The 13,747-nt window shown below is 42.9% G+C and carries 14 protein-coding genes and 4 tRNA genes; 11 read left to right on the plus strand and 7 right to left on the minus strand.

All coding sequences use genetic code 11. From position 1 onward, the window contains the following. Positions 1 to 2: 2 nt before the first annotated feature. Positions 3 to 785: an NRDE family protein gene (locus C3Y93_RS07530; protein ID WP_004974805.1), complete on the minus strand. Its 783-nt coding sequence runs from the start codon at positions 783 to 785 to the stop codon at positions 3 to 5. A 93-nt stretch (positions 786 to 878) separates the two neighbouring features. On the opposite strand from C3Y93_RS07530, the gene lgt reads away from it, so the two are divergent. The 7 genes from lgt to msrA all read left to right on the plus strand — a co-directional run bounded on the left by lgt (position 879) and on the right by msrA (position 6,060). Next, positions 879 to 1,688, plus strand: a complete 810-nt coding sequence (gene lgt, locus C3Y93_RS07535) for a prolipoprotein diacylglyceryl transferase (protein ID WP_104852570.1) — start codon at positions 879 to 881, stop codon at positions 1,686 to 1,688. Positions 1,689 to 1,799: 111 nt separating this feature from the next. Beyond that, positions 1,800 to 2,183, plus strand: coding sequence for an AzlD domain-containing protein (locus C3Y93_RS07540; protein WP_104852571.1), 384 nt, complete (start codon positions 1,800 to 1,802; stop codon positions 2,181 to 2,183). 100 nt (positions 2,184 to 2,283) lie between these two features. After that, the gene (gene thyA / locus C3Y93_RS07545) at positions 2,284 to 3,126 is read left to right on the plus strand and encodes a thymidylate synthase (RefSeq protein ID WP_104852572.1); all 843 of its coding nucleotides are present in this window, start codon (positions 2,284 to 2,286) and stop codon (positions 3,124 to 3,126) included. A gap of 91 nt (positions 3,127 to 3,217) precedes the next feature. Beyond that, complete coding sequence (locus C3Y93_RS07550; RefSeq protein WP_104852573.1) at positions 3,218 to 3,730, plus strand: dihydrofolate reductase; 513 nt, start codon at positions 3,218 to 3,220, stop codon at positions 3,728 to 3,730. Positions 3,731 to 3,799: 69 nt separating this feature from the next. Beyond that, positions 3,800 to 4,855, plus strand: a complete 1,056-nt coding sequence (locus tag C3Y93_RS07555) for a DUF4105 domain-containing protein (RefSeq protein ID WP_104852574.1) — start codon at positions 3,800 to 3,802, stop codon at positions 4,853 to 4,855. 153 nt (positions 4,856 to 5,008) lie between these two features. Further along, positions 5,009 to 5,476 (plus strand): META domain-containing protein, encoded by a 468-nt coding sequence (locus C3Y93_RS07560; RefSeq protein ID WP_104852575.1) that lies wholly within the window; start codon positions 5,009 to 5,011, stop codon positions 5,474 to 5,476. 62 nt (positions 5,477 to 5,538) lie between these two features. Next, the gene (gene msrA, locus C3Y93_RS07565) at positions 5,539 to 6,060 is read left to right on the plus strand and encodes a peptide-methionine (S)-S-oxide reductase MsrA (RefSeq protein WP_004974785.1); all 522 of its coding nucleotides are present in this window, start codon (positions 5,539 to 5,541) and stop codon (positions 6,058 to 6,060) included. Between the two features lie 71 nt (positions 6,061 to 6,131). Here msrA and C3Y93_RS07570 read toward each other — a convergent pair whose 3' ends face one another. The 6 genes from C3Y93_RS07570 to C3Y93_RS07595 form a co-directional block, all read right to left on the minus strand. Further along, positions 6,132 to 6,770, minus strand: a complete 639-nt coding sequence (locus tag C3Y93_RS07570; protein WP_104852576.1) for a fumarylacetoacetate hydrolase family protein — start codon at positions 6,768 to 6,770, stop codon at positions 6,132 to 6,134. A gap of 40 nt (positions 6,771 to 6,810) precedes the next feature. Then, positions 6,811 to 7,308: a YcxB family protein gene (locus C3Y93_RS07575; protein WP_096901373.1), complete on the minus strand. Its 498-nt coding sequence runs from the start codon at positions 7,306 to 7,308 to the stop codon at positions 6,811 to 6,813. Positions 7,309 to 7,501: 193 nt separating this feature from the next. After that, positions 7,502 to 7,578, minus strand: a tRNA-Arg gene (locus C3Y93_RS07580). Positions 7,579 to 7,790: 212 nt separating this feature from the next. Continuing rightward, positions 7,791 to 7,867: transfer RNA gene (locus tag C3Y93_RS07585), tRNA-Arg, on the minus strand. A gap of 49 nt (positions 7,868 to 7,916) precedes the next feature. Continuing rightward, positions 7,917 to 7,993 (minus strand) — tRNA-Arg (locus C3Y93_RS07590). Between the two features lie 15 nt (positions 7,994 to 8,008). Beyond that, positions 8,009 to 8,098, minus strand: a tRNA-Ser gene (locus C3Y93_RS07595). 264 nt (positions 8,099 to 8,362) lie between these two features. Between C3Y93_RS07595 and rnr the strand changes: the two genes are divergently transcribed. From rnr to C3Y93_RS07615, 4 genes are all read left to right on the plus strand, one after another. After that, positions 8,363 to 10,786, plus strand: a complete 2,424-nt coding sequence (gene rnr / locus C3Y93_RS07600; RefSeq protein WP_104852577.1) for a ribonuclease R — start codon at positions 8,363 to 8,365, stop codon at positions 10,784 to 10,786. Positions 10,787 to 10,980: 194 nt separating this feature from the next. Continuing rightward, a complete protein-coding gene (locus C3Y93_RS07605) occupies positions 10,981 to 13,020 on the plus strand; it encodes a M3 family metallopeptidase (protein ID WP_104852578.1) in 2,040 nt (679 codons plus the stop codon). 41 nt (positions 13,021 to 13,061) lie between these two features. After that, positions 13,062 to 13,271 carry a YheV family putative zinc ribbon protein gene (locus tag C3Y93_RS07610; RefSeq protein WP_171062592.1) on the plus strand — a complete coding sequence of 70 codons (210 nt, stop codon included), beginning with the start codon at positions 13,062 to 13,064 and terminating at the stop codon, positions 13,269 to 13,271. A gap of 21 nt (positions 13,272 to 13,292) precedes the next feature. Then, entirely contained in the window at positions 13,293 to 13,703 is a 411-nt protein-coding gene (locus C3Y93_RS07615; RefSeq protein ID WP_104852579.1) for a hypothetical protein, read from the plus strand. The last annotated feature ends 44 nt before the right edge of the window (positions 13,704 to 13,747 follow it).

Raw genomic sequence — 13,747 nt, forward strand, 5'->3', positions numbered from 1 at the left:
TTTTATGCCTCAATGTTCAACTGTTGCTGCACAATATCTCCCTTTTGCTCACCATATTGTGTTTTTTCCAGCCATGTAAATTGCTGCGCCTGCATACGTAAAAAATTGGAACAACGTGTACCGTAAAGTGGACTTTGAATAAAAGTCGATGACAACAACGCTTCCATCTCCAATGAAATCCCTGTTTGCGGTAACAATTCAGATGCAACTTTGCGTTCATCTTGCAAAATATCCCACGCCGCAGCATTTAGCTCTGCCGTTGCAAGATCAGGCAATTGCAGCATCGGTAAAAACTCCTGCGTAAAGCGTTTGCGTAAGCGTGCAGTTTTCTCCCAAGGGTCACTCATCAATCCATTCGACACCACATAAACGCCTTTAGCTAAAACCTGCGGCGCTTCTCCACGGTTACTCATGTACACCGCCTGAGTGGTGTCACCCACAAATAAATTAAAACCTGCATATTCACATTGCTGTTTTTCTAAGGCTTGCGCAAAACGGATAGGCGTTTGCTCAGATTCTAAAAAAGCCTGAATAATATGCCCACGTGAAGTTGGATATTCACGAACATCATTCGCATCACGATAATTGGTAATCACAGCCCAGCGTCCCGATGGGGTAATGCCCATCCACGTACCGCCCGATTCTAAATCTTGCCCTGCAACAATTGGACTATCAGACCATGCTGCCAGTGCTGCTGTCGGACGCCGATAGAACTCATCTCGATTTGAAATCAAACACAGTGGTGTGTCTGTCAAGACCTGCCAAGCCAATGCCACAATACACATAATTTAAACTCTTGATCTTTACACATTGAATGTACAACATTTTTCATCACATTCAGCTAAAATCTGTGCAAAACAGAATCACAAGGAACAGGAATGCTCACCTATCCAAATATTGACCCCGTTGCTATTTCGCTCGGGCCTTTGCAAGTCCATTGGTATGGCTTGATGTATTTACTGGCATTTTTATTTGCATGGGGTTTGGCAACTTACCGTGCCAAACAGCGTGGATGGACACCAGACATGGTTTCCGACCTGATCTTTTACGGCGCTTTGGGCGTGGTGATTGGTGGACGTGTCGGTTATGTGTTTTTCTACGGCTTTGAACAATTTTTGGAAAATCCACTGTGGTTATTCCAAGTCTGGACAGGCGGCATGAGTTTCCATGGCGGCTTTCTGGGCGTGATTTTAGCCATGCTGTTCTGGTGTAAAAAATACAAAATGACGTGGTTTCAAACCTTGGATTTTATTGCCCCATGTGTACCTACAGGTCTAATGTTTGGTCGTATTGGTAACTTTATTGGTGGTGAATTATATGGTCGCCCTGTGACCGATCCGAATTTTGCTTTGGGGATGATTTTCCCGACCGATCCTTTACAATTGGTACGTCATCCATCGCAATTGTATCAAGCCTTATGTGAAGGTCTAATCCTGTTTATTGTACTGTGGTGGTTTAGCTCCAAGCCACGTCCACGCATGGCAGTGTCTGCCCTATTCCTGATTGGTTATGGTTTGGCACGCTTTGTTGTCGAATTTTTCCGCGAACCCGATCATGGTCAGCTCTTTATTGCATGGATGAGTAAGGGACAATTCCTGAGCTTGCCAATGATTTTGGTCGGTATCTGGATGATGTGGTATGCCTATCAAAAGAAAATTTATGATTGGGGTCCGCATAAAAATAGCTAAACCGCTATCCATTTACATGCAGCTTTCATCTATTCAGGCGAAGTTAATCTTCGCCTTTTTTATGCTACAGTGCCATCTAATACTTATACTTTTCAGACATCAATATCTCACATGCTTGAATTTTGGTTTAACCCACAGATTACCGTCAAAAAGAAAATTGCCCTGCTGCTGCTAATCGCGTTGGTCACCACCGCGTTATATCTTTTAGAACCCTTAAAGCTCGATGCGATTTTAATGTTTCTGGCTGCAGGTCTTGTTTTTTTAATTTGTCGTTACTGCAAAATTCATTTTACTGCGCTACATCCAACAGGTTGGTTAGCACGACTATTGACTTGGATTCCACTGGCTTTGTTACTCGCATTGATTTTTATGCAAATCCAACATGGCGAAATCTTAATTTCAGGTGCACAAGGCATTGGCTTTACCGCTTTGGCCATTTGTCTGTTTTCACCGTTGTCTTTGCTGCATCAACATCAAGCTTCCGACACACAATAAAGTCACAACTTTAAAAACTCTGCTATTATTCTTTCTGATTTATTGAGCCTAGAATGGCCCAGCCCACAAAATATTCACTTTTGCTTGACCAGAGAACGCTATGCGCCAGTATTTAGACCTACTCCAACATATTCTTGACCATGGTGGCGATAAAGGCGACCGTACTGGAACTGGCACGCGTTCAGTGTTTGGGCATCAAATGCGATTTGACCTAGCGCAAGGCTTTCCCCTGCTCACCACCAAAAAAGTGCATTTCCGTTCTATCGTGATTGAATTGTTATGGTTTTTAAAAGGTGATACCAACGTCAAATACCTACAAGAACATAAAGTCAGCATTTGGGATGAATGGTCTACTGCAGAACAAACTGCACGCTTTGGTCGTCCTGAAGGTGAACTTGGCCCTGTGTATGGACATCAATGGCGTAACTTTGGTGCCACTCAAAAAGCTGATGGTTTGTATGAGCAAGATGGTTTTGACCAAATTGCGTGGTTAATCAATGAAATTAAAACCAATCCAAATTCACGTCGTTTGATTGTGTCGGGCTGGAACCCGCAAGAAGCAGGACAAGTGGCGTTACCTCCTTGTCATACCCTGTTCCAGTTTTTTGTACACAACGGCAAACTTTCATGTCAGTTGTATCAACGCAGTGCCGATGTATTTTTAGGTGTACCCTTTAATATTGCCAGCTATGCTTTGCTGACCCACATGATTGCACAAGTCTGTGATTTAGAAGTAGGGGATTTTGTCTGGACAGGTGGTGATACCCATTTATATACCAACCACTTTGAACAGGCACAGTTACAGCTCAGTCGGGAGCCAATGGCTTTATGCCAGTTAAAATTGAATCCTGAAGTTAAAGATATTTTTGATTTTAAATTTGAAGATATTGAAATTGTAGGCTATGATTCACATCCTGCAATTAAAGCACCTGTCGCTGTTTAATTGCCTGTTGCTAGATTTATCATCTCAACATTTAAATTGCCCCAACGTCCCCAAAAGATGCTTGGCAGACTAAGAAAATACGAGCCTAATTATGTCATTTCAAAATTTAGAAGTTGTACACGTAGTCGCTATGGATCAACAACGCTGCATTGGTCAGGGTAACCAATTGCCGTGGCATATTTCGGCAGACTTAAAACACTTCAAAGAAATCACCCAAGGTGGCGTGGTGATTATGGGACGCAAAACCTTGGAGTCGACGGGACGCACCCTGCCTAAACGTGTCAATTGGGTGATTACCCGCGACCCAAACTGGGCATTTGAAGGCACAAAAGTGGCGCATAGCATTGAAGATGCCTTGCAACAAGCCGTTGCCGATGTTCAAGCCTCAGAAAAACCAAACACTTTATTTATTATTGGTGGTGGTGAAATTTTTAGCCAAACCATGCCGATCGCTGACCGTCTGGAACTGACCCATATCGAACTGGATGTACAAGGCGATGCGTATTATCCGGCCATTCCAGCTGAGTTTAAAAAAGTAGCCTCTGAACAGCATGTCGATGAAAAATCAGGCATTGCCTTTGAGTTTGCCCGCTACCAAAAATAATGCTGACAGCTTTGGCAATCTTTGATTATGATGACTTAAACGGAATTTAACTTGCCTCAGGAATGGCGGATGCTGCATTTCATCTTCAGTCTAGGTGTCATTCTTTCTTCTATTTGGCTGAGTATGGCCTTATGGATTCATCAGCCTTTGGGTTGGCTGATGACCCGTGTGCTGATTGGAACTTGGCTGGCTTTTACGCTCAGCATTTTGGGCATTTATATCACTCAACATTTACTAAGCCGCAATCAAGATATTCTGGTTTATCTATTGGGTTTTGCTTTGGGGCTGTTCTGGTATTTTGGGATGGATGCCAAGCAAGACCGTGACTGGAACCCTGAAGTCGCACGTATGCTGCATTATGAACAAGTACAAGATCAGGTCACGCTGCACAATGTCCGTAATTTTGACTGGCATGCCGATGGCAGCTATACCGAACACTGGGAAACCCGCCAATTTAATCTCAAACAGATTACTGGGGTGAATATTATCACTTCATATTGGATGGGACCTAAAATTGCCCACACCCTTGTCAGCTTCGACTTTGAAAATCAAGCACCTCTGACTTTTTCCATTGAAATTCGTAAAGAAAAACACGAAGAGTTTTCTGCAATTGGTGGCTTTTTTCGACAATATGAACTGAGTCTAGTCGCTGCCGATGAAAAAGATATTATCTACACCCGCAGTAATATTCGGGGTGAGCAAGTTTACTTTTTCCCAATTCAGATGACCCCTCAAGAAGCGCAGGCTTTGTTTCAGGAATATCTGCGTAAAGCCGATGCTTTGGCAGCTAAGCCACGTTGGTACAACACTTTGACCAGTAATTGCACCACACTGTTGTTTGATATGATTCAGGCCGTATCCCAAAAGCGCTTCCCTGCCGACTACCGTCTGTTTGCTTCGGGCTATTTACCTAATTATCTGTACGACTTACAGGCATTAGATCATCGCTGGGATATGCCAACTTGGTATCAACAGGCGCATATTAATCCACGTGTGGAAAACTTAAAAGATATCCACAGTCAGGACTTTTCCAGTCTGATTCGCGAAGGTGTACAGCTTGATGCTGTGCCAAAGCAGGCAACCACCTATCACTACCCGACCTATCAAACCAAAGTAATGCCTTGACCTATTTTGGTCATTTGGTTCTGCTAACATCAGCACAACCATAGAATGCCAAGTATCCTCAACAAAATTGCAGCAAAGCTACAAATTCAACTAGAGCAATCATGCATAATTTGTTTAGATAGCAACAATTTCCTAAAAATAAGTGAGCATCCCATGTTCAAAAAATCTTTTGGTATCGCAATATTTGCTTCAGTCATGCTTTTCTCTGGATGTGAAAATATGCCAACTCAAACGAGCACCAGCCAAATTACCGCAATCAATCAAGCTAACTTGGTACAACGTACATGGACGGCTACGCAATTGGGCAACAGTATGTTAAATACTGCAGCAAACCGCCAAAACTTGCCATATTTAAACTTTGATGCCACCACACAAACAGTCTCAGGTTCAGATAGTTGTAACCGAATCAACGCTAGCTATACCGCAGGACGTGACACCCTACAATTGGGTCAATTGGCGACCACGCGAATGGCTTGCTTAAATAACAACAACTTAGATCAGAAATTTCATGAAGCCCTGAATAAAGTGACACATTATCAGGTCTATGGCAAAACTCTAAAATTGCTAGATCGTCATGGAAATTTACTCATTCAATTTGAAACACCAACGGCTGTACGTTAATGTCTAAGTCTAACCATAAATATGCTTAAAATGGTTGATTCATAAAATATAAGGACAAAATCATGCAACAAGCATTGTTTGGTGGCGGATGTTTCTGGTGTGTCGAAGCCGTATTTTTACAACTGCAAGGCGTAGAAAAAGTCACCAGCGGTTATGCAGGCGGACATACCTTAAACCCAAGCTATGAAGATATTTGCCGTGGCGACAGCGGACATGCAGAAGTCATTTTGATTGATTTTGATGAGCAGCAGATCAGCTATTCACAATTACTTGAGGTGTTTTTTGCCACACACGACCCAACCACATTAAACCGTCAGGGCAATGATGTCGGCACACAATACCGCTCTGTGATTTATTATTTAGATGCTACACAGCAACAAGCTGCCGCCGAGATGATTGCAGCCTTACAAGCTGAAGGTGTGAATGTTGTGACTGAACTCAGTGCAGCACCTGAATTTTACCCTGCAGAAGACTATCATCAGAATTTCTTTGCCAAAAATCCAAATCAGGGCTACTGCAATTTTTCCATTCCACCGAAACTGAATAAATTACGCAGTAAATTTCAGCATTTACTGAAAGTATAACCATTGGATTTAAAAGCAAGTACAAAACGGTGATACTCATCTTTTGATGACATCACCGTTTACACCACTATTTATTTTACAAAAGTCGTCCAGACAAATGCCTGAGTACGTCCTTGTAAGGTCATCTTCAACTGATCGCCCGACTGTAATGCTGCCACTCCTGCGGGTGTGCCTGTCATCACCACATCTCCAGGCTCTAAACTAAACACTTGGTTAATATCTGCCAACAACGTAGCAATATCAAAAATCAATAAACTGGTGTCACCTTGCTGACGTAGCTCATCATTTATGTCTAAACTATAATGCACGTTTTTCCAGTCCTGAATTTCTGATACATCCACCCAGTCTGCCAACACACAAGAACCATCAAAGGCCTTAGCACGTTCCCACGGCTGACCTTTTTTCTTGAGTTCATCCTGCAATTCACGCAAGGTTAAATCCAAGCCCAAAGTCATTGCACCTACAGCATCTAGCACTTTGGCAGGGTCTGTTTCTGCATTTAATGGCTGATCAATACGTAAACTCAGCTCACACTCATAATGACAATTGCCCCAGACTTTATTCCAAGAAATACCATCACTTAAACTGCGTAAACTGCTTGGCGGTTTAATAAATAACACAGGATGATCAGGTACAGCATTACCTAATTCTTTGGCATGGTCTGCATAACTGCGACCGACACAGACAATTTTAGATGGACGTGTACTCATGATCATCCTCAAATAACTCGTAAATTGGGAAAATTAGAACTTACTTTTTAAAAGTATTTTCAAAAACCGTTTGTTCTGCAGGCAGATTAAATGCACGTTTCGGTACAATCACCACTGTACGATTTTTTAATTCCAGCATATAGGTGAGTTTACCCACAGCGAAATTTTGCACCTCGTTATAATGAAATACCTGTTTACGACCATTGGCATACAGCTCGGCATAGTCCTGAAATAAATCAATGCCTTGCTCGCTTTTTCCAAATTGGTATTTTACAAACTGGCGTTTAAACATCATTGGCAAAAACCAATAACGCATTAAAGTTTGCAAGATTAAAAAGAAAGCACCGAGTGCAACATAATAGCGACCTACCCCATCGAAGCCCAAATAAAAGCCCCAAGCAATAATCGCCACACTAATCAGCGGTGTAATAAAACGAGTGAATTGTTTTTTACCAAAAGTCGCAAGGGCAAAGCCGTCTTGAGATTCTTCTAAATTTAAAAAATAGCGCAAAGACAATGCTGGCTGCGTGTCAGACATAAGCTCATCATCAAGTCATTCAAATTGAGCTAAATCTTACACTAGATTGAGCACTTTCCTTATTTTTTTCGTGTTTATTCGCTCAAAGCCAGACGTAAAACAATGGTCATGCTTTTGACACAGAAATTTCATCATTTTTAGATAGTGTAGATGCAAAAAAACCGCATCAAAAGTGCGGTTTTTTATTTCAAGTTGGTGCGCTCAGAGAGATTCGAACTCCCGACCCCTTAGTTCGTAGCCAAGTGCTCTATCCAGCTGAGCTATGAGCGCGACGACTTGATGGGGTGCATTATACGTGTTTTTTTCTGGCTGTTAAGTATTAATTCATCATTTTGCAATCAAATGCACAGATATTGGACGATTCAAAAGAATTTTAACGTAAAACCATGAGTACGCTATTCTTTTTAATAAACTGATTATTGTTTGAGTTTACTAAATTTCAGGCACAAAAAAACCGCATTTAAGCGGTTGATTGTTCAAGTTGGTGCGCTCAGAGAGATTCGAACTCCCGACCCCTTAGTTCGTAGCCAAGTGCTCTATCCAGCTGAGCTATGAGCGCATTACTTGTGTGCCAATTTAGGCGATACGTTACTGTTCGGTTTACTTATTGGTGCGCTCAGAGAGATTCGAACTCCCGACCCCTTAGTTCGTAGCCAAGTGCTCTATCCAGCTGAGCTATGAGCGCGACATAAGTAAAGCGTGGCGGTGAGAGAGGGATTCGAACCCTCGATACAGTTACCCGTATGCGTCCTTAGCAGGGACGTGGTTTCAGCCACTCACCCATCTCACCGTAACGTGCCGCCATAATACAAATTAAGTGCTAGCACTGCAAGCTTCGATACCACAATTTTTGCATATTTTTGCTCAATTAAATATTTTTTAAACAATTTTCAGGATTCATCACCAGAATTACGCCTGAACTTTTGGCAATCGCTGCACAAAAACTAGAAACATCGTAAAATAACGACAGAAAACACATTATTGCAATCATTTACGTGCAGTCTTTCCGTACATGACTTATGCTAAACCTATCTTCTGACATGAAGTTTATTCCATGATGAAAAATTGGGTCGATCCTGAAGCGAAAGCTGAAGCCGAACGCTACGAAAATCCTATTCCAAGCCGTACCTTAATCTTAGAAACCATTGAAACCTTGCAGGCAGCACAGTCACATGCAGACTTGGTAGAGCATTTTGCGATTGCCGATCAAAAAAGTATTGATGCCCTGAGCCATCGTTTAATTGCCATGGTACGTGATGGTCAGCTCATGAAAGATGGATTCAAGTTCCAGCTGGCTGCAGAACAACCGACTCATGACGCCACGGTTTACATCAACAGTAAAGGTTTAGGCACAGCCAATATTGCAGGTCATGAAGATATTTTATTGCCTGAACGCGAACTACGTTTGGTGTTTAATGGCGATCAAGTCAAAGTCCGCCAGACATCGGTAGATCGTAAAGGCAAGGCATGGGGGTTTATTACCGAAGTCACCCAGCGTCGTGTCAAACAAATCATTGGTAAATTGTCAGAATACGATGGTGAATATTTTATTCAGCCTGCCCAGCCAAATAGCCATCAACCCATTACCCTTGAAAAAGAATTAATTGAACATGCCCAAGTTAAATTGGGCGATTCTGTGCGCATTGCGATTGACGACTATCCAACCCGCGAAGAATTTGCCACAGGACATATTATTCAGTCGATGGCAGACAAAGCCGATACTGAAATTATTATTCCGCAAACCATTTTAGAATTTGGTCTGCCGTATGAATTTCCTGAAGATGTCATTCAAGAAGCTGAAAGCTTTCAAGAAGCGACTGCCCAAGACCGTGATGGACGTGTTGATTTACGCGATTTAGCCTTAGTGACTATTGATGGTGAAGATGCCCGCGACTTTGACGATGCAGTATATGCAGAAAAACGTCCAGGCGGTGGTTACCGTGTCGTGGTCGCAATTGCCGATGTCAGCCATTACGTCCGCACAGGCAAACCTCTGGATGATGAAGCTCAGGAACGTGGGACTTCAGTCTATTTCCCGCATTTTGTATTGCCGATGTTGCCTGAAGCTTTATCGAATGGCTTATGTTCGCTCAATCCACAGGTTGACCGTTTGTGTATGGTCTGCGATTTAAAACTGTCACGCGCAGGTCGTGTCACAGGTTTTGAATTTTATCCATCGGTCATGCATTCCAAAGCACGTTTAACCTATACTCAAGTGGCACAATATTTTGAGGGTGATAGTGCGGCAATTCCAGAAGATCGGGAGGTGCGCAAATCATTAAATACTCTGTTCCAACTGTATCAAGTGCTGAAAGGTTTACGTGCTGAACGTCATGCCATGGAGTTTGAAACCGTTGAAACCTACATGATCTTTGATGAGTTAGGTGGAATTAAAGAAATTTTGCCGCGCAGCCGTAACGATGCGCATAAACTGATTGAAGAATGTATGTTACTCGCCAACGTCGCAGCAGCAGAATATGCACTCAAACATGATGTGCCGATGCTGTACCGTGTGCATGAACCGCCAGAGTTTTCACGTATTCAAAAAGTCCGTGATTTTGTCAAATTACTTGGGCTACATTTTCCAGAACAACCCACTCAGGCCGACTATCAAGCGGTGATTGAAGCCACTAAAGATCGTATTGATGCACCAAGTATTCACGCGGTGTTATTACGCTCAATGATGCAAGCCTATTATGGCGCCAATAATTCAGGTCACTATGGTTTAGCTTACGATGCCTACACGCATTTCACTTCACCAATCCGTCGCTACCCTGACCTATTGTTACACCGTGCCATTAAAGCGCATTTGAAGCAAAAGCCATCTCCACTGTCTGGTGCTGCCTTAGATGATGCAGGCGAACACTATTCTGCAACCGAGCGTCGTGCCGACGAAGCCTCACGCTCAGTCACCACATGGCTAAAATGTCACTATATGCAGCAGCATTTAGGTGAAGAGTTTGTAGGAGTCATTTCTGCAGTAGCTGAGTTTGGTCTGTTTGTAACGCTTAAAGACCTTTATGTAGATGGCATGATTCACGTTAGCCAATTGGGCGATGACTTCTTTGTCTTTGACCAAGCCAGCCAAAGTCTGATTGGACAAGCACGAGGTCAAAGCTTTAGCTTGGGCGATGAAGTCAAAATTAAAGTCGCAGCAGTCAATTTAGAAGACCGTAAAATTGATTTTGAATTGATGCAGCAGCTTACCCATGCAGGCCGTGCAGTTCGTATGCGTGCACCACGTGTAGCAAAGCCAATCAGCCGTGAAGCCACTGAACAAGTCTTTTCTGAACGTCCAAGCAAAGCGACTTTAAGTGAAAACGGTGAACAACCTGTACCAAAGAAAAAAGCCAAGAGCAAACCTAGCTCATACAGTAAAAAATCTTCGGCCAAGTCTGAAAGCAAGCCTAAAGACAAAGTGAAGAAAAAGACCAAAGTCAAAAAGAAAAAAGCCAATGCCAAGTCTAAATTAGATTAGCGTGTACTGTTTTCTTGAAACTTCAAAAAGAGCTACGGCTCTTTTTGTTTTTTCAGCGGTTCAGAACAGCTTAACTACATTATTGTGCCTGATTCATCAGTCTAAGCGGCTAAATCTGTGTGCACACCTTGATTTCAGCCCTCAAAAGCCCTACATCTATAAATCATGAAAGAAATTTAGATGGCACTCAAAAAATGAAATTACAGCAAGCAACTTTACCTGTTCCACAGTTTGATCAAATTACCCTGGCAGATTTAAAACAAAAAATTGAACACGCCATTCAGCAAGGGCAGCAGTTTTTAAATACGCTTACGGCTGTACCTGACAATACCACGGCGCAACTGCAGATTTTGGAACAGATTGACCAGCTCGAAAATAATATGAGTGAGGCATGGGGTGTACTGTCACATTTAAATGCCGTCATGAATAACCCTGAAACCCGTGAAGTGTATCAGGCGCTGTTACCAAGTTTAAGCGACTACTACACTCAATTGGGTCAGCACACGGTGTTGTATCAAAGCTATCAACATATTCACGACGCCAACACCTTTAAAGATTTGCCTGCTGCACAACAAAGCGCAATTCAACTGGCATTGCGCGACTTTAAACTGTCAGGTGTGGCCTTAGAAGGTGAAGCTAAAAAACGCTATGCTGAAATTTCAGCGCGTTTATCGCAACTGTCATCAGACTTTTCCAATCATGTGTTGGATGCCACCCAAGCCTATTACAAAGTATTGTCCGAAGATCAGCTCAAAGGTTTACCGCCAAGCAGCGTTGAATTGCTGAAACAATATGGTCAGCAACGCGAATTGGAACAAGCTGTGGCAACACTGGATATTCCTGCCTATTTAGCCATTATGACCTATGCCGATGATCGTGCTTTGCGCGAAACCTTGTATCAGGCATACACTACTCGCGCGTCCGATCAATCAGCCCAGTCTGAATTTGACAACACCCCGATCATGGAAGAAATCTTGCGTTTACGTCAAGAAATGGCGCAATTGCTCGGTTTTAACAACTATGCAGAATTATCCCTTGCCAGCAAAATGGCACCAAGTGTCGAAGCAGTCGATCAATTCCTGCGTGAACTGGCAGAACATGCTCGTGCACCTGCAGAACAAGAAATTGCCGAACTCAAAGCCATTGCCGCCCAAGATGGGATTGATACCTTACAACCGTGGGATACAGGCTACTATTCTGAAAAATTAAAATTACAGCAATTTAACCTTTCACAAGAAATGTTAAAACCATATTTCCCTGCACCGAAAGTGGTTGAAGGTCTATTTAGCATCGTCAAGCGTTTATACGATGTCGATATTATTGAGCGCGCTGCCCCTGTTTGGCATCCTGATGCACGTTATTTTGAACTTGAAGATCAAGGTCAAGTGATTGGTGGTTTTTACTTTGATCTATATGCCCGTACAGGCAAACGCGGCGGCGCATGGATGAGTGGTTTCCGTTCACGCATGCAATTGGCACAAGGTTTACAAAAACCAATTTGCTATATGGTGTGTAACTTTACCCCACCTGTTGCAGACCAACCCGCGCTTTTAACGCATGATGAAGTCATCACCCTATTCCATGAATATGGACATGGCTTACATCACATGCTAACTGAAGTAGATAATATTGCTGTGGCAGGTACACACGGTGTCGCTTGGGATGCGGTGGAGTTACCAAGCCAATTCATGGAATTCTGGACTTGGGATCAAGACAGTTTAGATATGCTGAGTGCGCATATTGAAACCCAAGACACCCTGCCTGAACATCTGCTTAAAGCGCTGTTAGATGCACGTTTCTTCCAATCGGGAATGCAAAGCCTACGCCAAATTGAATTTGCCCTATTTGACTTAAGTATTCACCGCAGCAACCCTGCTTTAAATGCGGAACAGATTCAAGCGATGCTAGATGATATTCGTCAAAACTATGCCGTTGCACCAACTACAGCTTATAACCGCTTCCAGCACAGCTTCAGCCATATTTTCGCAGGCGGTTATGCTGCAGGATATTACTCATACAAATGGGCAGAGGTTTTGGCCAGTGATGCCTTTGATCGCTTTGAAAATGAAGGGCTATTTAACACCGAAACTGGCAAGCAGTTTAGACAGCTTATTCTAGCAGTTGGCGGAAAAGATTCAGCGCTTGACGCATTTATCAATTTCCGCGGACGCGAGCCAAAAATTGACGCACTATTACGTCATCAAGGTTGGACGAACACAGTCAAAAATGCTTAAACTAAGAACTTTAGATAAAGTTAGGGGGAGTCGTGATGACCATTAAACGTCGTTTCATTGCAGGCGCAAAATGTCCAAAATGTCAGGCGATGGATCGGGTTGTCATGCTCACCGCTGGCGAAGCTGAATGGATCGAATGCATCGAGTGTGATTATACGGAAAACCGTCCAACACATATTGATGAACCTGAAATCCCAGAGGTTTCAGATGAAATTGGGGTGATCCAGTTTAAGCCGCGTCAGTCAAAGTAAAACAATAAGGTTCAACAACGCATGACTGAAGATCAACGACATAACCCTAAGCTTTTATGGGCGATTACGGGTGGGTTAATTATTGTCATTATTGCCGTATTTATCTTTCAATGGATGGGCGATAGCGACAATACTGCGCCTATAGAAACTGCCCCAACTACGGCGTCTGTAGCGAAAGCTGTACCTGCTGAAGCAACGCCATTGCAAGAAGATGAAGCAGCACCAAAACAGTTGGTCACAGAAGATTTACTCAAAGCACCTGTATCTGAGAATGCAGCGCTTGCCAAAGAAGAAGTGGCTAAATTAGATGACATTCAAAATCAGCTGAATGATCAACGTGCCTTATTAAAACAGCAACATAACGATGCCGATGAATTGATTAAACTGAAAGAAGAACAAATCAAAATACTGGAAGCCCAACTGGCACAGTAAGCCTCCTCTGCTTCACATCAGTCATTTTAAAATACGATAAAGGG

The sequence above is a fragment of the Acinetobacter sp. SWBY1 genome, assembly GCF_002946595.1.
GTDB lineage: Bacteria > Pseudomonadota > Gammaproteobacteria > Pseudomonadales > Moraxellaceae > Acinetobacter > Acinetobacter towneri.